General features: G+C 72.9%; 17 protein-coding genes. 10 read left to right on the forward strand and 7 right to left on the reverse strand.

Annotated elements, in window-relative coordinates; genetic code table 11:
• Positions 1-86: 86 nt before the first annotated feature.
• Complete coding sequence (locus I4Q55_RS22565) at positions 87-1862, reverse strand: serine/threonine-protein kinase (protein WP_206790324.1); 1776 nt, start codon at positions 1860-1862, stop codon at positions 87-89.
• 21 nt (positions 1863-1883) lie between these two features.
• Positions 1884-2279, reverse strand: a complete 396-nt coding sequence (locus I4Q55_RS22570) for a DUF805 domain-containing protein (protein ID WP_206790325.1) — start codon at positions 2277-2279, stop codon at positions 1884-1886.
• Between the two features lie 95 nt (positions 2280-2374).
• On the opposite strand from I4Q55_RS22570, the gene I4Q55_RS22575 reads away from it, so the two are divergent.
• Entirely contained in the window at positions 2375-2881 is a 507-nt protein-coding gene (locus I4Q55_RS22575) for a hypothetical protein (protein ID WP_206790327.1), read from the forward strand.
• Here I4Q55_RS22575 and I4Q55_RS22580 read toward each other — a convergent pair.
• Positions 2817-3191: a hypothetical protein gene (locus I4Q55_RS22580; RefSeq protein ID WP_206790328.1), complete on the reverse strand. Its 375-nt coding sequence runs from the start codon at positions 3189-3191 to the stop codon at positions 2817-2819. The two genes, I4Q55_RS22575 and I4Q55_RS22580, sit on opposite strands and share 65 nt — an antisense overlap.
• Before the next feature lie 238 nt (positions 3192-3429).
• On the opposite strand from I4Q55_RS22580, the gene I4Q55_RS22585 reads away from it, so the two are divergent.
• Together I4Q55_RS22585 and I4Q55_RS22590 are read left to right on the forward strand one after the other, a co-directional pair.
• Positions 3430-4464 carry a helix-turn-helix transcriptional regulator gene (locus I4Q55_RS22585; RefSeq protein ID WP_206790329.1) on the forward strand — a complete coding sequence of 345 codons (1035 nt, stop codon included), beginning with the start codon at positions 3430-3432 and terminating at the stop codon, positions 4462-4464.
• An 11-nt stretch (positions 4465-4475) separates the two neighbouring features.
• Positions 4476-5246: an aminoglycoside phosphotransferase family protein gene (locus tag I4Q55_RS22590; protein ID WP_307793282.1), complete on the forward strand. Its 771-nt coding sequence runs from the start codon at positions 4476-4478 to the stop codon at positions 5244-5246.
• An 82-nt stretch (positions 5247-5328) separates the two neighbouring features.
• Here I4Q55_RS22590 and I4Q55_RS22595 read toward each other — a convergent pair whose 3' ends face one another.
• The gene (locus I4Q55_RS22595; RefSeq protein WP_374194482.1) at positions 5329-6996 is read right to left on the reverse strand and encodes a cellulose binding domain-containing protein; all 1668 of its coding nucleotides are present in this window, start codon (positions 6994-6996) and stop codon (positions 5329-5331) included.
• A gap of 23 nt (positions 6997-7019) precedes the next feature.
• Complete coding sequence (locus I4Q55_RS22600) at positions 7020-8027, reverse strand: glycoside hydrolase family 3 protein (protein WP_206790330.1); 1008 nt, start codon at positions 8025-8027, stop codon at positions 7020-7022.
• Between the two features lie 116 nt (positions 8028-8143).
• On the opposite strand from I4Q55_RS22600, the gene I4Q55_RS22605 reads away from it, so the two are divergent.
• From I4Q55_RS22605 to I4Q55_RS22615, 3 genes are all read left to right on the forward strand, one after another.
• Positions 8144-9199 (forward strand): LacI family DNA-binding transcriptional regulator, encoded by a 1056-nt coding sequence (locus tag I4Q55_RS22605; RefSeq protein ID WP_206790331.1) that lies wholly within the window; start codon positions 8144-8146, stop codon positions 9197-9199.
• 9 nt (positions 9200-9208) lie between these two features.
• Positions 9209-10204 (forward strand): methyltransferase, encoded by a 996-nt coding sequence (locus I4Q55_RS22610; RefSeq protein ID WP_206790332.1) that lies wholly within the window; start codon positions 9209-9211, stop codon positions 10202-10204.
• 185 nt (positions 10205-10389) lie between these two features.
• A complete protein-coding gene (locus I4Q55_RS22615; protein WP_206790333.1) occupies positions 10390-12405 on the forward strand; it encodes an AMP-binding protein in 2016 nt (671 codons plus the stop codon).
• A 56-nt stretch (positions 12406-12461) separates the two neighbouring features.
• Here I4Q55_RS22615 and I4Q55_RS22620 read toward each other — a convergent pair whose 3' ends face one another.
• Both I4Q55_RS22620 and I4Q55_RS22625 read right to left on the reverse strand, forming a co-directional pair.
• Positions 12462-13310, reverse strand: coding sequence for a hypothetical protein (locus tag I4Q55_RS22620; protein WP_206790334.1), 849 nt, complete (start codon positions 13308-13310; stop codon positions 12462-12464).
• Positions 13311-13491: 181 nt separating this feature from the next.
• Complete coding sequence (locus I4Q55_RS22625; protein ID WP_206790335.1) at positions 13492-16269, reverse strand: LuxR C-terminal-related transcriptional regulator; 2778 nt, start codon at positions 16267-16269, stop codon at positions 13492-13494.
• 227 nt (positions 16270-16496) lie between these two features.
• Here I4Q55_RS22625 and I4Q55_RS22630 point away from each other — a divergent pair, with 227 nt between their 5' ends.
• The 4 genes from I4Q55_RS22630 to I4Q55_RS22645 all read left to right on the forward strand — a co-directional run bounded on the left by I4Q55_RS22630 (position 16497) and on the right by I4Q55_RS22645 (position 22066).
• The gene (locus I4Q55_RS22630; protein ID WP_206790336.1) at positions 16497-19076 is read left to right on the forward strand and encodes a LuxR C-terminal-related transcriptional regulator; all 2580 of its coding nucleotides are present in this window, start codon (positions 16497-16499) and stop codon (positions 19074-19076) included.
• Positions 19077-19207: 131 nt separating this feature from the next.
• Positions 19208-20719: a glycoside hydrolase domain-containing protein gene (locus tag I4Q55_RS22635; protein ID WP_206790337.1), complete on the forward strand. Its 1512-nt coding sequence runs from the start codon at positions 19208-19210 to the stop codon at positions 20717-20719.
• On the forward strand, positions 20716-21384 hold the full coding sequence (locus I4Q55_RS22640) for a hypothetical protein (protein ID WP_206790338.1): 669 nt from the start codon (positions 20716-20718) through the stop codon (positions 21382-21384). Before I4Q55_RS22635 ends, I4Q55_RS22640 begins: the two co-directional genes overlap by 4 nt.
• A gap of 88 nt (positions 21385-21472) precedes the next feature.
• Complete coding sequence (locus I4Q55_RS22645; protein ID WP_206790339.1) at positions 21473-22066, forward strand: DM13 domain-containing protein; 594 nt, start codon at positions 21473-21475, stop codon at positions 22064-22066.
• Position 22067: the final 1 nt, after the last annotated feature.

Here is a 22067-nt window from a genome sequence, read left to right on the forward strand (position 1 = left end):
TCGATCCGTCCCGGTCTCGCCATTTCCGTCCTGCCTCCTCCGGTCCCGCTCTTTCTAGCCGGAGCCGCCGGGGACCGGTCCCCGGCTCACGGCAGCCGCCGGACGAGGACCTCCGCCAGGGAGCGGGCGGGCACGCACAGCGCGTTCCCGTCGGCCGCCCGGGTGTCTTCGACCGTCACGGTGGCGACCTCGTCCCGGCTCGGCGGGGTGCCGCGCAGCACCGGCAAGGCCGGGGTGTAGGAGTGGTGGACGACCTTCACGGCGCACTCCGGGTTCCCGCCCGGCACCGGCGCCACGACAGCGCTGCGGTTGCCGACGCGGATCCGGTCGCCCGGCACCTCGTCGTCCTCTTCGATCGGCCATTCCCGGCTGTACTCGACGGTGATCGTGCGCGGGGCGTGCTCCCAGGTGCAGCCCCAGCCGCCGAACCCGCGGTCCGGTCGGGTGACCCGGCCCAGCACACCGGTCGTCGAAGCGTCGTCGAGCAAGCCACAGGCTTCGACGTGCGCCAGCGACCCCTCCGGAAGCGGGGCACGCCGCGGCAGCGGCCCGTTGGCGAGCGCGGTCAGCACACCGGAGAGCACCGAGTCCGAGTAGGAGCACACCGGCGCGTCCTGGGCGCCTTCGATGGCGCGTGAGGTGACGACGATCCGGTTGGCGTCGGCCAGCGAGATGGCCCGCTCGCAGGAGCCGTCCCGTATCTCGGGGTACTCGATTTCGCCCATCTTGCCGGGCACCGGCGGCCGGGGCGGGTACCGCAGCGGGCCGGTCAGGTCGAGCCGGGTCTGCACCTGCCCGGCCTCGTTGGGCAGCGTCGTGGTGACCACACAGCTGCCGAAGTTCAGCACCTCCGGGTCCACGAACGGCTCCCCGAACCCGGTGAGCGAGTTGAGCGAGATCGCCGCGCACGGGTCCGTCGCGGCCGGGTCGGCGCCGAGGGTGTTCGCCGCGGCCGGGACGCTGCCGGTGGTGGTCCACAGCGGCTGGGCGATGACGAACCCGGCGACCAGCGCGGCCACCGCCGCCACCGCGGCCCCGGCGAGCAGCCGGCGGCGCAGCCGGCGACGCGGCCGGGGCACGGGCACCTCCGCCGCGAGCAGCGTGACCACTTCGGCGGCGCCGGGCCGGTCGGCCGGGTGCCGGGCCATGAGCGCGGCGGGCACCGGCGCGAACCGCCCGGCGCGCTCGGCGGGCGCGGGCCGTCCGGCGGCGGCGCGGCGCATCTGCGCGAACGGGCCGTCCTCACCCGAGCCCCACGGCGAGCGGCCTTCGATCGCGGCGTAGAGGGTGGCACCGAGGGAGAAGACGTCCGAGGCGGGGCCGGCTTCGGCGCCGTCGGCCACCTCCGGCGCGACGTACCCGAGCGTGCCGGTGAGCTGCGCGCCACCGGTGCGGGTGACCTCGGTCCAGCGGGCGATGCCCAGGTCGGTCAGCTTGGCGACGTCGTCCGCGGTCACCAGGACGTTGCCCGGCTTGACGTCGCGGTGGACGATGCCGCGCGAGTGCATGTCCGCGAGCGCCGCGGCGAGCTGCGCGCCGATCCGCCGGACCCGGTCCTCCGGCAGCGGCCCGCCGTCGTCGACGAGCTCCTCGAGGCTCCGCGCGGCCAGGTACTCGGTGACCAGCCATTGGGCGTCCCCGTCGGTGACCGTGTCGAACACGGTGACGACGTTCGCGTGCAGCAGCCCGGCCCCGATCCGCGCCTCACGCCGGATCTGCCCGGCGTCCTCACCCAGCGCGCGTTTGAGCGTCACCTGCCTGCCGAGCTCGAGGTCGACCGCCCGCCAGACGACGCCCATCCCACCCCGGCCGAGCTCCTCCTCCAGCCGGTAACGGCCGGCCACGACTCGCCCCTCGCTCACCCGAGCAGTGTACGAAACGTGTCATCCTGGTGGCGGGCCGTACCGGTTCTCCTCCGGCTTGCCCCGTCCGCTCCAGAAGACGGTCAGGACGATCCAGCCGACGCAGGAGATGACGCCGACGCACCACCAGCCGGACCGCCCGGTGTCGTGCAGCCGCCGGACCCCGACGCTGACGAACGGCACCAGCCACGGCAGGTACAGCACGGTGCCGAGCGTGTAGAACCAATCCTGGTCCACGACGTTCTCGACGTACCCGAGCGTCAGCACCAACGGCACGTAGGCCAGGAAGAAGTACCAGAACTCCGGCCGCGAGGCCCGGCCCCGGAACCGGAAGCTCAGCCGCACCGCCCGGGCGAGCGCGGCGCCGAAGCCGATCCTGCTCCGCCCGGCGACGACCGGCGCACCCTCGATCCGCATGCGCCGAGCCTGGGGCGCACGGGCGGGGACCGGTCCCCGGGATCCCGCCCCACACTGCCGAAACATCGCGCAGCACCGGAAGCCGTGAGGGAGCAGTGACCGAGACAGGCGAGTATCCGCGGGTGCGGCCGGCCTGCGTCCACAGCGAACGACACCGCGAGTACGTCGTCATGGCCACGACCACCATCCGGTCCTCGCTGAGCGACATCCCGGTTTCGTGGCCCGCCACCGGCCTCGTCGAAGCCACGGTGACCTGCGGCTCGTGTGAAAGCCGGCTGCGGGTGCGGGTGTTCAGCCCCGCCCGGCGCCTGCGGTGGAAGCTGACGTGGTTCGGGCTGGCCGTGCTCGGGGCGTCGATCGCCACGCCGTCGATCATCCGCCTGGTCGCGCTGGACGCGCTCGACGAACCGGCCGCGCTGCCGATGCTCACCAACCTGCTCGGCTTCGGCGGGATTGTCGTGGGAGCGCTGTTCTTCTGCACCGACGACGGTGTCCGGCCCACCTCGTTCTGGAGCGAGCCGGACACCGTCTTCGCCGTCAGCCGCCGACGTACGGGTTGTGCACGACGTTGCCCAGGTGGCAGCCAGACGACTTGCAGATGACCAGACCCATATCGGCGATCGTGTCCCCGCTCAGTGAGAAGCTCAGGTTGGTGTAGGTGGTGAAGTCACCCGAGTCGCACCCCGAGTGGTCGTACCGCTTCGTCGGCGTGTAGTCCCAGCGGTGCGTTGACGAACCGAGGCGGTAGAAGAACTGCGCATACGGCGCCTCGGCGTCGCATCCCCAATCCGCGACGACGAGGTCGTAGACGTAGAAGCTACTGGGGCCGGTGAAGTCGATCCCGGCGCCGGCGTAGCCGTAGGACTGGCTGGCGCTCAGGTTCAGCTCGGCATGGGCGACACCAGGAGCCACGACCATCACCATCGTCGCTGCGAGGGCGGCGAGGGCCGATCGGAGTCCTGTCCGGCTCAGCCGCTTGCGCCGTGCTCCGCGATCTCTGTTTGCACTACGACGAAACAACATCATGACCTCCAGCCAAGAAGTGGACAGGACGGAAGTTTGCCCGGAAACGTTGGGTGGGCGCCGTCGTTTCGAGTACGGTCTAAGCGTCGTTTTCCGGTAACCGCGGAGTCCTTGGGGAGGGGCACTCGTGCCGCAGTTGCGCATCCACTTCACCGATCTCGATCTCGCTCGAACCCGGCTGAAACTCGAAATGGATCTCATGTGGGAGATCGTCAGCAGCGTCCAGCTCCTCCAGCACACGAAAGAGGGGGCGTGCTTCGATCCCTGGCGGCGCCGGGTCCGCGACCGCGTGAGCCGCGACAGCGTGCTCCGCTCAGCGGTGCTGACCCTGATGACCGTGGCCCCCCACGCCACGTACTTCCCGGATTTCCTCACGCCGGCCTTGGACACCGCCGACATCGACGCGGCTGTCGACGCGGTTCTGTCGGCACCGTCCGCCCGCCGGACGCGTGAGGTCGGCCGGCTCCGGCCGGCCGATGGTGCGGCGGCGAACTGGCTGAACGAACTCGCCGCCGGAAAGGTGCCGGCCCTCCGCCATTTGCGACAAGCGCTGCGGGTGTATTTCCGGTCCCTGATCGAGCCGAAGCTCCAGACCATCGACGGCGGGCTGCAGAAAGAATGGGCAGACGGCGCCCAACGCTACTTGCGGGCTGGGCCCGAAGGGTTGCTGCGGTGGTTCAGCCCCGCTGCGACATGGGAGCCACCCATTCTCACGATCGACTACCCGCTCGATCGCGATCTGTACCTCGGTGGCCGCGGGCTGGTGCTGGCTCCCTCCTACTTCTGCGCGCTCCACCCCGTTGCCCTGGCAGATCCCCGGCTGCGCCCCATTCTGGTGTTCCCGATCGCGGCCGGAACACGGCTGCTGGCCGCCGGGCACTGCGACGATGGCAATTTGAGTGCGTTGCTGGGCGCCACCAGGGCGACAATCCTGCGTGCGGTCGTGAGCGGCAGCACTACCACCGGTCTGTCGAAACTCGTCGGCGTCGCGCCGGCGACCATCAGCCACCACACGGGCGTCCTGCGGGCCGCGGGGCTTATCACGACCCACCGGCACGAGCGGGCCGCGACGCACACCATCACCCCGCTGGGACTGCGGGTTCTCACCTCGAGCCCCGTCGGCGCGGAGAAATCACTGGGAGCCGCTGGTGGCCGCGGGTAGGGTTCCCGTGCGTGACCGGTGATGACGTGTTGCAGGACCAGCCGCATCGGCGTGTTGTCCGCGTCGGCGACACCGTCCGCAGGCCCACCTATCCGTGGTCGCCGGCAGTCCATGCCCTGCTGCGGCACCTGGCGGCCGTGGGCTTCCCGTCCGCACCTCGGGTGCTGGGCGTCGACGAGGACGGCTGCGAGGTTCTCACGTATCTGGAGGGCGAGTCCGGACCACAGGGCTGGGCCAAGGTGGCCGACGACGCCGGCCTGACGAGGTTCGCCCGGTTGCTGCGGGACTACCACGACGCGGTGGCCGGTTTCCGGCCGGCCGATGAGCTCAGGTGGTTCACCGGCGAAAGCGGCACGGGTGGCCACGAGCTGATCTGCCACGGCGACTTCGGCCCGTGGAACGTCGTCTGGCAAGGCGAACAGCCGGTGGGAATCCTTGATTGGGACTACGCCCGTCCTGGCACGCGGCTCCACGACGTCGCCTACGCATTGGAGTACGTCGCTCCCTTCCGAGACGACGCGGAGTGCCTTCGGAGTCTGCGTTATCCCCATCCGCCCGACCGGCGGCACCGCTTGGAGCTGTTCGCCGGTGTGTACGGCCTGACGTCCACCGCCGGACTGGTCGATGCCGTGCTCGAGGTCCAGCGGGACGGCGTCGAGCAGGTCCGGCGGCTGGCCGGTGCGGGATGTCAGCCCCAGGCCGACTGGGTCGCCGAGGGTCTTCTGGTGGAGTTGACGAACAGGCTCGCCTGGAGCCAGGCCCATCGGCATCTGTTCGAGTAGGCGGTCGATCAGCTGGCCGGCTTCCGTCAACCTCTGACGGGTGCCCGGGAACGGCGGTCCGTTCCCGGGCACCCGGTGACCCTCACGCGAGGGTGCAGGCCGCGCCGTTGAGGGTGAACGACGTGGGTGCCGCGGTGTTGCCGGTGTGGTTGGCCTGGAAGCCGATCGTGGTCGACGCACCGGGCGCGATCTCGGCGTTGTAGGCGACGTTGCTCGCCGTCACCTGACCGGACAGCGGTGCGTAGCCGGCGCTCCAGCCGGACGTGATGGTCTGGCCGCCGGGCAGGGTGAACACCAGAGACCAGCCCTTGACCGCGGCCGAGCCGGTGTTCGTGATCGTGATGTTCTCGGTCAGACCGGTGTTCCACGCGCTGACCGCGACGCCGACCCGGCAGGTTCCCGGCGGCGGGTCGTCCGGCGGAGTGGTGGAGCCGAACTGCGAGAAGAACTGCCACACCAGCGCCGGCACCCAGGTCCGCGACCCGCTGTCGCCGGTCGCGCCGTCCTGCGGGGCGGCGATGTGTCCCTCGTCGAACGCGGCCCACTGCACCGGGTACCCGGCCCGGCAGCCCGCGTAGCTCGTCACCCGGTGCGTGAGGCTGCCCTGCGCCGGCTCGGGTGGGTTCTGCGCGGTACAGCCGTTGTTGCGCACGAACCGGTCCCGCATCGACCGGCCGCCCGAGATGTTCAGCACGTTGTCCCGGAGGCCGTGCACGCCGAGGTACGCGACGGGCTGGGTGCCGCCGTTGCACCCGCTGAGCACACCGCCGGACTGGATGGCCACCGCCCGGAACACCGTCGGGCGGGAACACGCCAGCGAGTAGCTCATCGCGGCGCCGTAGCTGAAGCCCACGGAGAACAGCTGGGTCGTGTCGACGCAGAGGTCACCCTGGACCTGCCGGATGATGTCGTCGGTGAAGGTCACGTCCTCGCCGCCGGAGTTCGCCCAGCCGTTGTTGAACCCCTGGGGCGCCACGAAGATGGCACTGTTGTTCGCCAGCCGCTGCAGGCCGTAGTACGCCCAGGCCCCGGTCTGCACGGTCCGGCCCGTGTCGACGTCGGTGGACGAACCGCCCAGCCAGTGGAAGCCGAAGATCAACCGGTAGGGGCGGGTCCGGTCGTAGCCGTCGGGGATCCGCAGGATGTAGTTGCGGCTCTTGCCGCTGGTCTGGATCGTCCGCGTGCCGCTCGTCAGCGTCGGGGCCTTGCCACAGCCCGCCGACGCGGCTTCGGTCCGCATCGGTTCGCTCGCGGCGATCCCTCCCGAACCCAGCACGAGGAGCGCGGCGGCTACCGCCACCACGACCTTTCTCATCATCACCTGGCTCCTTCCGGTCGGCGACAGTCCGGTCGGCTGGGAGCGCTCCCATCGATAACGATATCGGCCCGCGCGGCGGAGCAGAAGTGCCAAGTCCCCCGCGCCGGGCCGACGCACCTGACGGGAATGCCGTCCGCCGGGCGGTGGGCCCGCGACCAGCCGGCCACGACCGTCCACACAGGACGTCAGGCGCCGGATGACCTGCCGGGTGCGAGCCTCGTCGGGGCCCGGGACGAGCAGCACCACACCGTGGTCCAGCCGGGCCGCCGGCACACCCGGCCCGGCGGCCTCGGCCGGCTCGGGACAGTCGCCCTCGGCGTCGCCGAAGCCGACCACGGCGATCAGGTACCCGGCGGCCCGCACCTCCGGGGGACAGCGCGGCCTTCGACGAGGTCGCGGGCCCGGGCCACCGTCGACGAAATCCTGCAGCATGTCATCTCCGTTCCACCGGAGCGCTACCCGCGGTCACGTCCGCCGCCGGCCGCGCGCCGGACCCGCGCCGCGGCCTCGGCGAGCCGGGCGGCGAACCGCTCGTCGGTGTGCGCCCGGCCGGCGATCCGGGCGGCGATCCCGGCGAGTCCCGGGCCGCCGGGCAGCAGGAGCAGGTCCGCGCCCGCGTCGAGCGCCGCCATGACGGTCTCCAGCTCGGAACGCCCCCGGGTGGTGGCCGGGGTGTCCAGGTCGTCGCTGACGACGAGGCCGGTGAACCCGAGCTCGCGGCGCAGCAGCTCCACCGTCGCCGCCGAGGTCGACGCGGGCTCGGCCGGGTCGATCGACGGCACCACCACCGGCCCGGTCATGACCGCGCCCACGCCGGCCGCCACGACCCGCCGGAACGGTTCGAGGTTCACCGGGACCGACTTGTCCACGGCCGTGTCGTGCTCCGCGGGGTCCAGGGCGAGTTCCGGGTGGCCGGGGAAGTGCTTGGCCACCGCCAGCACCCCCGCGCTCTGGACGCCCGTCACGAACGCGGCCCCGATCCGGCCGGCCTCGTCGTGGCCGAAGGGCAGCGTCCGGCCGGTCAGCCACGGGTTCTCGCCGGAAAGGACGTCGAGCACCGGCGAGAGGAACACCGTCACGCCCAGCGCGCGGGCGGCGCGCGCGACGGCGGCCGCGGCCGCCGCGATCTCCTCGCCGGGCAGCCCGGCCAGGGTCCCGGCGTCCGGGAAGGCGGGCACCAGGTCGTGCAACCGGGCGATGCCCCACGGCTCCTGGTCGACCGCGAACACGAGCGGTTCGGCGGCGACGGCGTCCAGTTCGGCGACGAACGCCGCGAAGTCCGCGGCCGACTCGCCGGCACGCCGCTCGGACGTCATCGCCTGGGCGACGTACTCGTCGCGGGTCTCCCCGATCAGGACCGCCCGCGTACCGCGTCGCACCAGGTCACGGAGCCAGAGCTCGGCCGTCAGCTCGCCGGCGACCGGCAGCAGCACCGCGTGCGCGTCACGCTCGAACTCGGTCACGCTGGACTCTCCTCGACTTCGCTGGGTAGTTGGTGATACGAATAACCTGATACAGAGAGTACACAGTCCCGTCAAGCCCCCGTCCACCTGCGGAACCGAATCGAGGAGACTGGCCGATGGTCACGATGAAGGACGTCGCCCGGGCCGCGGGTGTTTCGCAGGCCGCGGTGTCCTACGCCTACAGCCGGCCGGAGAAGCTCTCGGCGGGCCAGCGCCGGGCCATCATGGCGACCGCCGCCCGGCTCGGGTACGCCGGACCCAACGCCGTCGGCGTCAGCCTCCGCTCCGGGCGCAGCGGGGCGATCGGCGTGATGCTGATGGACACCCTCGAGTACGCCTTCACCGACCCCTCCACGCGGTGTCTCCTCGAGGGCATCGTGCGGACGCGGCGCTTCGACGACCTGGGCCTCACCCTGCTGCCGCTCCCCCACGACGGCGGCGACCAGGCCGCGCTGCGCGGCCTGGTGGACGGCGTGATCGTGCACAGCCTGCCCGACGACCACCCCGCCCTGCTGACCCTCCGGGCGCGGGACATCCCGATGGTCGTGGTCGACGCGCCGCACCTGCCGGGCGTCCCGCTCGTCGGCATCGCCGACCGGGAGGCCGGCCGGTGGCAGGTCGAGCACCTGCTCGACCTGGGGCACCGCCGGCTCGGGATCATCGCCGAACGCCTGGTGCCGGACGGCCGGCACGGAATGGTCGACGCGGAGCGGCGCGCCCGGTGCGCCGAACGCGTGGTGCGCGAGCGGATCACCGGCTACCAGGAGGCCTGCGAAGCCGCCGACCTGGACTTCGAGCGGATCCCCCTGGTGGAGGTCGGCGGGTTCGACCTCACCGCGGGCGTCGCGGCCGCGCACAGCCTCCTGGCCGGCCACGACGTGACGGCGGTCGTGGCGACGTCGGACACGATGGCGCGCGCCGTGCTGGACGCGGCGGCCGAGCGCGGGCTGCGGGTGCCCGGAGACCTGTCGGTGATCGGGTTCGACGACGCCCCCGAAGCCGCGCCCCGCGGCCTGACCACCATCCGGCAACCCATGGTCTACAAAGGACAGCTGGCGGCGGAGCTCCTCTTCACCCAGCTGCGCGGCGACCCGAAACCGGACGACGTGTACCTGCCCACGGATCTGGTGCGGCGCAGCACGACCGGCCCCGCGAGCCTGCGCAGTGGCTAGCCTGGCGGGATGAACCGATCGATCATGTCCCTGGCCGATCTGGCCACCCCGATGGCCGTCCGGGTGGCCGCGACGCTCGGGCTGGCGGACCACGCGGGTGCGGAGGGCGCGACGGCGAACCGGCTCGCGTCCCTCACCGGGACGTCGGCCGCGGCGTTGCGCCGGCTGCTCGATCACCTGGTGACAGCCGAAGTTTTCGCGCTGGACGCGGAATCCGGCCGCTACCGGCCGACGGATCTCGGCGCCCAGCTGCGGGAAGACGCGCCCGAGGGGGTCAAGCCGCTGCTCGACATCACCTGTGCCGGAGGCCGGGCCGAGCTCGCGTTCGTCGATCTCCTCGAAGTGATGACCGGCGGCGCGCCCGCGTACCCGCACCGGTACGGCCGCGATTTCTGGGCCGACCTCGACGCCTCGCCGAAACTGCGGAAGTCGTTCGACGCCCAGATGAACTGGCGGTTCCGGGCGCACGCGCCGCTGATCGCCCGGAACTTCGACTGGAGCCGGTTCCCCGAAATCCTCGACGTGGGTGGCGGCGACGGACCGCTGCTCGTCGAGATCCTGCGGGCCCACCCGGGCGTCCGCGGCCGGATCCTCGACCTGCCGCCCACGGCCGCGGCCGCCGCCGGACGGCTGACGGCCGCGGGGTTCGCCGGCCGGGCGAGCGCCGTGCCCGGCAGCTTCTTCGACCCGCTGCCGCCGGGGGCCGACGCCTACCTGCTGTCCGACATCCTCCACGACTGGGACGACGAGCACGCGCGCAAGATCCTGGTCCGCTGCCGCGAGGCCGCCGCGCCGGACGCGTCCGTCGTGCTGATCGAGCCGGTGCGGGGCCACGGCGCCGGCACCGCGATCGACCTGTTCATGCTGATGTGCTTCGGCAGCAAGGAAAGGACGGTCGAGGAGCTGACCGAGCTGGCCACCGGCTGCGGGCTCTCCTTCCGCGGCGCGGCCCCGGTGACGGACGGCCGCTGGGCGCTGGAGTTCACGGTCGCGCCGCGGTCGTGAGCCGCGGGTGCGGGGTTCAGCCCGTCATCGGCGCCGACATCAACGGGGGTTCGCACATCCACTAGTGGGATCGGCGGCGGATTTTCTTCCGCGTTCTTCGGAATTTCCGGCTACTCCCGAGTTCCGGCGCTGCCACGAGAGCGGTGCACCCTATGCTGCGGCTCCTCTCCGCACAGAAGGTGTAAATGGATCCGGAATTCATCGAGGTCAACGTCACCGTGCCGCGAACGCCGGCCGAAATGTGGGCGGTCGTCGAAAAACTTGAATTTTATTCGCGATTTGTCCGGGGAATCACCTGGTGCGAGCGGCTGGCGACGGGGCGGGGACGGGGCACGCGGTACCGGTACCTCGCCGGTGGCGGCGAGGACGTCGTGGAGATCATGACCCACCGCGCCCGCGAGCAGCTGGCCTGGGCGAGCGTGGAGGCGCGGCACCACCGGCTGTCCGTCACGCTGCGCCCGGTCCCCGGCGGCTGCGCGGTCACCGTCTGGCTCGCGCTGCTCGGCACCCCGGCGCCGGGGACGTCGGAGATCCGGCGGCGGATCGTCGACGCGATCGCGGCCGTGAGCGACCACGTCGGTGGCGTCCCGGCCGCGGACGTGCTCCCGCCGCACCGGTCGCGGCTCGAAATCGGGCGGTCCCTCGTCAAGGCCGGGGTGCTCACCCCCGCCCAGCCCGCCGGGATGCTGCGGCAGCTGAAGGCCGTGAGCCGCTGGGGACCGACCCTCGCGGGCGGGTTCGAGTCCGGGGCACGCCGGGCGCCGGGCTCGCTCGTGCTGTGCGACGAGCGGTCCTGCCTGCGGTTCGGCGAGCTCGACGAGCGCACCACCCGGCTGGCGACCGCGCTCCGGCGGTACGGCGTCGACGACGAGTCGCGGGTACTCCTGATGTGCCGCAACCACAACGCGATGGTCGAGGCGATGATCGCGTGCGGCAAGCTCGGCGCGGACGTGCTGCTGATGAACACCGGCCTGGCGCCGGCCTCCGTGGCCGATTTCGCGGGGCGGCACCGGCCCGCGCTCGTCCTGGCCGACGACGAGTTCGCCCGGCACCTGCCGTCCGCCGTTCCGCGCGTCAGCACCTGGTCGTCCGGCGAAGAGCCCGGCCCCACCACGGAAGAGCTGATCGGCACGTCGCCGGCCGGCCGGATCACGCCGCCGGGCAGCCCGGGCCGGATCGTCGTCCTCACCTCGGGCACGTCCGGCCTGCCCAAGGGCGCCCGCCGGCCCACGCCGCGCGGTCCCGCGGACGCCGCCGCCGTCCTGTCGGTGATCCCGTTGCGCGCCGAAGCACGCATCCTGGTCGCCGCCCCGTTGTTCCACACCTGGGGCCTCGCCGCGCTCCAGCTCGGCATGGCGCTGCGGGCGAGCCTGGTGCTGCGCCGGCGTTTCGACGCGGAAGCGACGCTGCGGCTGGTCGAGAAGTACCGGTGCACGGCGTTGTTCGCGGTGCCGACCATGCTGCGGCGCCTGCTGGACGTCCCCGAACACGTCCGGGCCCGCTACGACCTGTCGTCGCTGCGGGTGGTCGCCAGCTCCGGCGCCGCCCTGCCGGGCCGGCTGGCCGAGGAGTTCATGGACGCCTTCGGCGACATCCTCTACAACCTCTACGGCTCGACCGAGGTGTCGTGGGCGGCGATCGCCACCCCCGCCGACCTGCGGGCGGCGCGCAGCACGGCGGGCAGGCCGCCGATCGGCACGCGGGTCCGGATCCTCGACGACACGGGCACCCCGGTGCCACCGGGCGCGACCGGACGGCTCCACGTCGGCAACAAGATGCTGTTCGACGGCTACACCGACGGGGCACAGCCGGCCGTCCGCGACGGGCTCATGGACACCGGCGACCGCGGCTACCTCGACGCCAACGGCCGGCTGTTCGTCGAGGGCCGAGCGGACGAGATGGTCGTGTCCGGCGGCGAAAACGTGGCACCGGCGGCCGTCGAAGAAGTCCTCCTGACACTCGACGCTGTCCGGGAGGCCGCCGTGGTCGGCGTGCCCGACACGAAGTACGGGCAGCGCCTCGCGGCGTACCTGGTGCTCGCCACCGGCGCGGAGCTCGACGCCGACACGGTCCGCTCCCACGTGCGGCACCGCCTCGCCCGGTTCGCGGTGCCCCGCGACGTCGTGTTCGTCGGCGAGCTGCCCCGCAACGAGACCGGGAAGGTCGTGAAGGCCGCCCTGCGCCGCACCTACCGGTGGTAGCCGAACCGGTCCACAAAGGACAGCTCAGGCAGATGCCCGTCACCGGCAACCGGGGACTACTGCTTCGCGGCCGCCCAGGGCATGAGCTTCTCGACGAGCGCCCGGCTGAACGGGCGGACCAGCTCCTGCAGCTCGACGCAGGCGGGCTCGCCGATGTGCGCGTAGGGGGCCGTGCTGTTCTCGTCGGTCGCCTTCTCGAGCTCCGCCCGGCGGGCCGCGCCCGTGGACGTGAACGTGGGGGCGGCGTCGCCGGTGAGCCAGTCCCGCTCGCGGAGGGCGGCGACGGCGGAGTTCCAGTCCTCTTCGGACCACGACCGGGATGTGCGCAGGGTCTCGGCGGGGACGGCGCCGGACGCCGCGTGGGTGACGAGGGCTTCGATGCCGCTCAACCCCGCCGTCAGCAGGGCGGCGATGTGCGCGTCGCCGCGGTATTCCCGGAGCAGGGTCTGCGCGTGCCACAGCACCAGGTGCGGCTCGGTGGGCCACGCCAGTGCCGCGTGGGCGGCGAAGAGCGGGCGGCCGGTGACGTCCCCGGCGACCGTCTCGGCGGCCGCGCGCGAGAGGGCCGCGGCCTGACGCATCTCCGGCGAATCGATCGCCTCGCCCAGGACGGCGCGCAACGCCCGGTCGGCCGCCGCGTACCGCGCGGCCAGGACGGCCGCCGGGTCGGTGGTGGACCAGGCCTCGGTGATCGACGCGTGGACGAGGGCCGGGTTGAAGTTGTAGAAGGTCGCGACGACGACCGGAGCCGGGACCGCGCCGAGCGCCGCCGACCGCGACGCGAAGTAGCCGGCGCGGCCGGTGAGACCGAGTTCCGCGTAGGCGGCCGCGGCTTCGGGGGCGAAGTAGATCATCCCGTGGTAGGGCTCGAGGAGTCGCCAGGTCCGGCGCGCCGCTTCGATCACGCGGTCAACATACCATCCAGTCGGTACGGCGGGGGTCTCGCGCCGGATCGGGTGTGGGCGGCCCTCGGGAGGGGGCCGACGGCGGCGAAGCTCCCGGTGGCCTGGACACTGGTGACCGACGACGACTTCGTAAAAGCACTGCGGGCCCGCGGAATCGACGTGGCCGTGACGCCGCCACCGCTCAGGGAACCGGCGTGAAAACCAGCCGGCCGTCCAGACTGGCGGTCGCCAGGTCCAGCCGTGACCGGCAGCCGGTCTTCGCGAACAGCTTGGTCAGGTGGCTCTCGACCGTCTTCTCGCTCACCCGCACCGCCGCCGCGATCTGACGGTTGGTCAGGCCCTGCTGGATCAGCCCGATGATCCGTTCCTCGTCGCCGGTCAACGCCACCACCCCGGACCGGCGGGACGGCGCCGCGACACCGCTTTCCTTCATCGACGCCGTGACGCTCGTCCGCAGCCATTCGCCACCCAGCTGCTCGGCTATTTCGTACGCCTCGTGGTACCACGGGCGCGGGTCCTCGGCGAGGAAAGCCACCGTGATCAGCGCGCGCATCAGCTCGGGCCGGTTCCCGTGCCGGCGCAGGACGTCCACGGCTTCGGCCGCGGCCGCGCGATCGTTCTCGGCCAGGCCGCGCAGGATCAGCTCGGCGATCCCCAGGGTCACGCCGGGGTGGCGGGCGTGCAGCCGCTTCGCGTCGCGGCAGAGCACCTGCAGCTTCCCGACGTTGCCCGCCTGCTTCTCCAGGTAGCCCATCCGGACGAGGAACCACCGCAGCCCCACCAGGTCGCCGGGGTGGACCGGGTCGCCGACGATGTCCGGGTACGCGGCCCAGCCCCGTTCACGGGCCCGGTCCCAGTCGCCCGCCCGGTAGGCGATGCCGATCTCGACCCAGGTGCGGATCGCCCGGAACGGGAAGTCCGCACTGACCTTCGCCAGCCACTGTGCCGCCCGGTCCGGCTCGCCCCACGACGCATGGATCTCGGCGGCGATCACCCTGGTGAACTGCCGGAGTGGGGACGGGATTCCGCCGGTGAGCTCCAGCCGCCGGGCGTCGGAGGGGATGCCGGCCCACTCGCCACGCGTGAAATTCCGGGTCAGCCGGCCGAAAACGGCCATCGGGCCGCTCTTCGGCTCGCCGTACCCGGGCCCGACCAGCAGCCGGTTCAGGCTGAGGATGTCGTGCTGGTCGCCCGCCTGCTCGAGCCCGCGCGCCCAGTCCGCGCCGACGGGTTCACCACGGAAGGCACCGAAGGCGGCCTCCCCTGCGAGCGCGTAACTCCCCGCGCCGAACGCCGCGGCGAAGTCCAGGGCCGCCCGGCCGGACGCCTCAACCGCGAGCGCGCTCCGGACCGGCTCGGGCACCGGACCACCCAGGTGCACCGCGACGAGCGCGGCCGAGACGGCCAGCTCGTACCGCACGCCTTCGGCGAAACCCGCGGCCACCGCTTCGGCGACCACGTCCCCGAGACACCGGTAGTCGCCGGTCCGGATGAGCAGCCGCAGCGCGGTGCTCAGGACCCGGCTGTGCGTGGCCGAGCCGGGCTCGCAGTGCCGCAGGGCCGCGCGGTGGCAGCGCGCCGCCGTCGCCGGGTCGTGCCGGCCCACCCGGTCGGCCTCCCGCTCGAGCAACGCCACGAGAGCGGGGTTCGGCGGCAGGGCCGGCCCGGCCAGCGCGACGTGCTCGGCGACGATGGCCGGCTCGGCCGGGGCGATGTGCCCGGCAGGCTCGGCCAGGGCGACGTGCTCCGCGACGACGGCCGACTCGGCCGGGGAGACGTGCTCGGCAACCCCGGCAGGCTCGGCCGCCGCTACCTGCCCGGCAACCCCGGCAGGCTCGGCCCCGGCTACCCCACCCGGCCCGGCCCGCAGCAGGTGCTCGGCGATGGCCCGGTGCACCGCAGGCAGGTCCACCGGGCACGCCCGCACCACGGCGGGCACCAGCGCCGGGCACGGCACGCTCAACCTCCCGTATTCGTCGTGGTCCAGTGCGCCGGCGACGACCAGGTCGTCGACCGCGCGACCGCACCTGTCCAGGTCGCGGCCGGTGGCGGCCGCGAATGCAGGCAGGTCGTCGACGCCGAACAAGTCGCTTCGGTGCGCCAGTGCGACCAGCTCGGCCCCGAGCTCGCCGAACCTCGTCACGTGGCGGACCAGCGGGTGGCCGGACGGCAGCGCGATCGGCCGGTCCGGATCGGCCAGGCACCGGTGGCCCAGCACCTCGGCGAACCGGCCGTCCCGGACGAGCTCGCCGAAGACGGCCGACAGCGTCCCCGCGTTGCCGGCGAGCGAGCCGAGCGCGGTGAAGACGGCCGGCGCCACGGCGTCGTCCAGCCGTCCGCCCGCCAGTGCCTCGAGCAGGCTCGCCGTCTCGTCCGCCGGCAGCGGGGGCAGGTCGAGGATCCGCCGGGCCATCGCGCTCAGCCGCGCCGGCCCGCCGCCCGCGTCCGTGCGGCAGGCGGCCACCACCGCGCACCCGGCCTGGTACGCCGCCTCGATGATCGCTTCGGGCCGTGGCGCGGTGTGGACGTCGTCGGCGAGGACGACGACCGCGCCGTCGCCGCGCAGGGCGAAGAAGAACCGGACCAGGTCGGCGAACAATGCCGCCCGCGCCGGTGCGGAAGAATACGTTTCCGGCGTACTGCCCCGGGCCACCGCCGCCACCGCGGCCGCGACGCGCGCGTCACCGATCTTCGGCAATTCGGCGCGGACGGCCGCCATCACCGGCACCGTGCCGAAGTCGTCCCATTCCGGGACGTCGCCGCAGCCGAAGGCGATGACGTGGGCCCCGCGGCTTCTCGCGCGTTTCCGGAATTCGCGTAGCAGGGCGGTTTTCCCGGCGCCGGCGCCGGCTCGGACGAGCACCAGGCCGGCCGTCTCCACGCAGCCGTCGAGAACCCGCAACTCGGCGTCCCGGCCGGCGAACTCCCCGGAAACCCGCATCCCCGCCCTTTCCGGCACCTCGCCATTCTCGCACGGACACCGTCCCGAAGGGACACTCCCGTCCGGACCGGCACCGAATATGAAAATAATTCGAAACGGTGCCGGTTCATCGGCACCCGGAAGAACCCGTATCGTTCACACAGCCCTCCCCCGACCGTAAGAGCCGCAGAGCCGTAAGAGCCGCCGTGCACCAGGTAAGACCTTTTCCCGCGCAAGAACGTCTGGCCGCCGAAATCGTCGAGGCGATGCGGCGGCCCGGTCGTGCCTGGCTGACCGTGGTCGCCGGGCCGGCGGGCTTCGAAGGCGACCCCGTGGCGGCGGCGGTCTGCCGGCGGTGGCACGAGACGCCGGACGGCGGCGGCGCGACCTTCACCGTCGCCTTCGACCCGGACGTGACCGAGCTCCCGCTCCCCGCCCCCGCCGTGCTGCGGTGCCGGCCGGGCAGCGTCCTCTGTCTCAAGGACGTCCACCTCCTGCGGCCGGCGGCCTTCGGCGCGCTGGAGGCGGCCGTCCGGCAGCTCGCCGGCCCGGGCACGGCCTGCGTGGCCACCGTTTCGCTCCCGGTCGCCGCCGCGGCGCGGCCGGAGATCGGCCGGGTCTTCGCCCGGTTGCGCGACGACGGCCTCGCCCGCCTCGCGGTCGTGCGTCCCCTGTCCCGGGCGCAGTTCGAGGCCGAGCTGACCACCGTGCTCGACGCCAAGCCCGAACCGGCGCTGCTGACCCGCCACCGGGCGCTCAGCCGCGGCTGGCCGGCCGCGGCCGCGGAGGCCGGCCGCATCGCCGACGAACACGACATGATCCGCCTGGTCGACAAGCACGCCTTTCTCCGGCCCGGGCACGGTTACCCGCGGTTGAGCGAGTCCGACGAGGTCGTCCGCCGGCTCCGGCGGCTGGGCGAGGAAACTTGGCGCGCCGCGAAGGCCGTGGCGGTGCTCGGTCCGCTGGGCGAGGCGCTGCCGGCCCTGCTCGCGACCGCGGTGGGAGTGTCCGAAGCAGACGCTCAGGACCTGCTTGCCCGGCTGCGCGACGCCGGCGCGCTGCACCACCACCGGGTCGCGGCCGAATGGCGCTTCCGGATCCCCCTGGTCGGCGCCGCGCTGCGGGCCGCGCTCGGGCCGTACGAGCGGCGGCTGCTGGCGAAGATCGCCGTCGAAGCGCTGTGGCGGGGCGCCGCGCGGTGCGCCGATCCCGGTTACCTCCCGGACCAGATCGCCTACGCCGGCAAGCTGATCGACCCCGTCCGCGCGCGTGAAGAGCTGCTGAAGCACGCCGAGCGCACGGCGAGTGCCCCGAGTTTCGAGACCATCGCCTGGCTCCGCGCCGCGGCCGGCCTCACCGTCGATCCCGCCGAGCGGAGCCGGCTCCTCTACCGGCACACCCTCGTCTGCCTCTTCCACGGGTGCGCCCACCTCGCGCTGGAGTCCTCGACCCTGGTCGTCGAAACCCTGCCGGCGGGGTTCACCGAGGAAGAGCGGGTGGACGCGCTGTTCATCCACATGATGACCCTCTTCGGGGCCGAGGACCTCGGCACGCTCGCGCGGATCGCGCGGGGCGAGCTCTGGCCCTGGTCCGGTGGCCCGGCCGAACGCGGTGCCTGCCGCGCGTTCGCGCTCTTCCTGCTCGGCCGCTGGCGGGAGACCCACGACCTGCTCCAGCGGCTGCGTCAGGCGCCCGGCGCCGAGGTCATCGCCCGGCACATCGGCTACCTCGGCCCGATCGCCGACCTCTGGCTGGGGCACAGCGGCGAGTTCCGGCGCGACGTCGCCACTCTGCCCGCCCGCGCCGCCGAGGGCGGGCCGGCCGCGGTCGCCGAGGTGCTGAGCCGCACCGAAGCGCTGCTGGTCCTCGGTGAAGCCGAAACGGCGGAACGCCTCCTGGCCGCGACCCCGCGGGTGCCCGTGCCGGTGTCCGTCCCGGCGCAGATGGCCACGGCGTTCCACCGGGGCGAGTTCGACCTGGCGCTGGAACTGGCCTGCAAGAGCATCGCCACGAGCTCGCCGCACGGCTGCGACGCCCCGCAAAGCACGATGTTCCAGCTGGCCGCACTGGTGCAGATGGCCAGGGGAAAGCTCGTCCGCGCCCGCGAACTGCTCGCCACCGCCCAGGCCCGGCACCCCGCCTTCCCGCACGCACTCGCGCTGCCCGAGGCGTGGCTCGACGCGGTGTTCGCCGACTTCGAACGGTCCCGGTCCGTCCTCCGGGCCGCGTTGGACCGCGCCGACGAAGAAGGCGTCGTCGTGCACACCGACGCCCTGTGGATCGCCCTCGCCGACCTCGCCGTCTCCCGCGGGATCGACGCGCACCTGCTGCCGGAGTACCTGCGCCGGCTGGAGCGGGCCGCCACGCGGCTGGGCACCGGGTCCGCCGAGATCCACCACCTCACCCTGCGGGCCTTCGTCGAGTCGGACACGCGCGCGGCCGCCGCGGCGCTCCACCTGCTCGACCGCCGCGGACAGCCGTTCGAACAGGCCCTCGGCTGGGAGCGGCTCGCCCGCTACGGCGTCGCCGGCCCCGAGACGCTGTCCCTCGCCTACGAGCGGTACGGCTCGATCGACGCGCTCATCCGCCGGTCCCGGCTGCGGAAGAAGATGCAGCGGCAGGGGATCCCGGTCCCCGGACGGCAGGCCACCGTCGCCGAGAACGAGCGTCTACTCGCGGTCCTGGTCTGCGAAGGCCTCACCAACAAGCAGATCGCGGTGGTGCTGGGCGCGAGCGGCAAGAGCGTCGAAGGCCGGCTGTCCCGGCTGTTCACCCGCACCGGCTACCAGTCGCGGGTCGAGCTCGCGACCGCCATGCTCACCGGCCGGTTCGAAGCCGGCGGCTGACCCGGTTTTCCGCCCCGAGGTCTTCGGCTGCGCGGACTCCCGCGACGGCGCGAAAGCCGTTCCGCGTTTCGCGGAAAACCCCCGGTTTCGCCGTGCGCCGGCCGGCGGGCATCGATAGCGTCACGGACGCCATGACCAGCACTGTCCTTTCTGTACAGCAGTGGCTCAACGCCACCTACCGTGCCGTCGCCGGGTACGAGAAATGTCCGGAAGACGGCGTTCCCGGCCGGTCCACGACCTTCGCGCTGATCCGCGCGCTGCAGCACGAGCTCGGGATCACCACGCTCGCCGACAACTTCGGCCCGTCGACGCTGGCCGCACTGGACCAGCGCGGCGGCGTGCGGCGCGACGACCCGGCGCCGAACCTCGTCCGGATCGTCCAATCGGGACTGATCTGCCGGGGCTACGACATCGCGGCACTCGACGGCAGCTTCGGCAGGTCCACCGACGCGGCGATCACGGCGTTCACCGCCGACACCGGTGCCACCGCCCCCGCGGACGGCTCGTTCTCGCCCAAACTGCTGAAAGCCCTGCTGTCCCTGGATTCCCACCGGCTCGCCCGCGGCGGCGACCGGCAGGTCCGCGCGCTCCAGCAGTGGCTCAACGGGCAGTACCCCGCGCGCCGCGACTTCTTCGTCGGCGCCACCGACGGCCTGGTGTCCCGTGACCTCGTCACGGCCGTGTCCTACGCCATCCAGTTCGAGCTGGGCATGACCGACGACAACGCCACCGGTACGTTCGGCCCGGCGACCCGGGCCGGGCTCAAGACCCACACGGTCGCCGAGGGCGACACCGGCGTCTGGACCCGGCTCTACACGGCGGGCCTGGTCATGAACGGCCACGGCTCCTTCACCGGCGTGTTCGGCTCGGCGATCGCCGCCGCGACCAGGCGGTTCCAGGAGTTCGCCGCGCTGGAGGTCACCGGGAAGGGCGACTTCCCGACCTGGGCCCTGCTCATGGCGTCCAACGGGGACCCGGACGGCCCGGGCGCCGCCTGCGACTGCGCCACCACGGTCACGCCCGCCCGCGCCAAGGCGCTCCACGACGCCGGTTACCGATTCGTCGGGCGCTACCTCGACCAGCGGCCGGAGAGCAAGCTGGACAAGAAGATCAAGCCGGGCGAGCTGCAGGTCATCTTCGACAGCGGGCTCAAGGTGTTCCCGATCTCCCAGTACGCCGGCGACAGCCTGGGCTACTTCACCCGCGAGCAGGGGCGGCAGGACGCCGCGGACGCCCACCAGGCCGCCGCCGGGTACGGCTTCCCGCCCGGCACGGTGATCTACTTCGCCGTCGACTTCGACGCGACCCGCGCCGACGTGGACAGCAACGTCGTGCCCTACTTCGAAGGCGTCGTCGCCGGGCTGGCCGCGGCCGGGCACCGCTACCGCCACGGGGTCTACGGCGCCCGCGACGTCTGCGCCCAGGTCAGCGCGCGCACGCACGCCTGCTACTCGTTCGTCGCCGGGATGTCCACCGGCTACGCCGGGAACAAGGGCTTCCCGCTCCCGGAGAACTGGGCGTTCAACCAGGTCCAGACGCTTTGGGTGGGCGACGGCGACGGCCGCGTCCAGATCGACAAGAACACCTACCGGCCCGGGAGCGACCCCGGCGTCGCGTCGGTGACGGCGGGAGCGAGCGAATGACGACCTTGTCCCGGCGGAGCGTGCTGGCCGGCGGCCTCGGCGTGACCGGCGCGCTCGGCGTGGCCGGGCTCCTCGGCACCACCTTCGCGGACGCCGCGGAACCCGGCTGGTCCGGCGACGTCAGCCTCAACGGCTGGCCCGTGGTGCCCGAGGTGCCGTCGTTCCCGGTGGAGGGCACCGACCTCGCGGTGGCGGTGCTCCCCGGCGACGTCGCCACCACGCTGCTGCACTGCGCCCGGCGGTTCTGCTACGAACTGGGCGGTTCCCTCGCGCCCGGCGACATCACCGGGCACACGACCGACCGCGCGGCGGCGGCCGGGTACGAGAGCAACCACCTCTCCGGGACGGCCATCACGATCCGGCAGTCCGCCTACCCTCGCGGTGCCGCGGGCGGCTTCTTCCCCCAGGAGCTCGTCGTCATCCGCGACATCCTCGCCGAGTGCGAAGGCGTCGTGCGGTGGGGCGGCGACCTGAGCCCGGTCAAGGAGTCACACCTGCAGATCGACGTCCCCCCGGGCGACGAGCGGCTCAGCCGGGTGGCGGCCAAGATCGCCGGCTGGAAGCTGGAACCCGGCGCCGGCGCGGGCAGCGACCTGGACCCGTTCACCGAGCCCCGGCGGGCGACGGCCCGGCTGCTCGAACGCGCCCAGCGCGGCGCACGTTAGGAATCGGTAACCCGCGCGGCCGGTGCCGGTGGGCGTTTCGTCCCGTTGAATGGACCCCCCCCAGAGGGCGACAACGGAGGAAAACGAGATGAACCGAACCCGGCGCTGGATCCTGGCCATCACGGTGACCGGCCTGGTCGCCGTGGCGGCCGGTCTGTACTGGTTCCAGCCGTGGCAGCTGGTGGTCGACGAGACCGTGCAGGAGGATCTGCCCGCCGCCGCGCCGGTGGCCGCCGCGCCGTCGCCGTCCGCCACGCCGTCTGCCACGTCGCCGACCTCGCCGTCCGCCACGCCGACGTCGCCGTCCGCCACACCGGCCGCGCCGGCCGAAGTCGCGAGCGGCAGCCTGATCAGCCACGAGCACCGGACCACCGGGACGGTCCGGGTCATCCGGGCGGCCGACGGGTCACTCGTGCTGCGCCTGGAGAACCTCGCCACCAGCAGCGGCCCCGACGTGCGCGTCTGGCTCTCCGACGCACCGGTGAAACCGGGCAAGGACGGCTGGGACCTGTTCGACGACGGCAAGTACCTCGACGCGGGCAAGCTCAAGGGGAACAAGGGAAACCAGAACTACCCGCTGCCCGCCGGCACCGACCTGAGCGCCTACACCAGCGTGAGCCTCTGGTGCGACCGCTTCAACGTCTCCTTCGGCGCCGCGGAACTGGACCGGCGCCCGGCCTGAC

This window comes from Amycolatopsis sp. MtRt-6 (genome assembly GCF_017308975.1).
Classification (GTDB): Bacteria; Actinomycetota; Actinomycetes; order Mycobacteriales; family Pseudonocardiaceae; genus Amycolatopsis.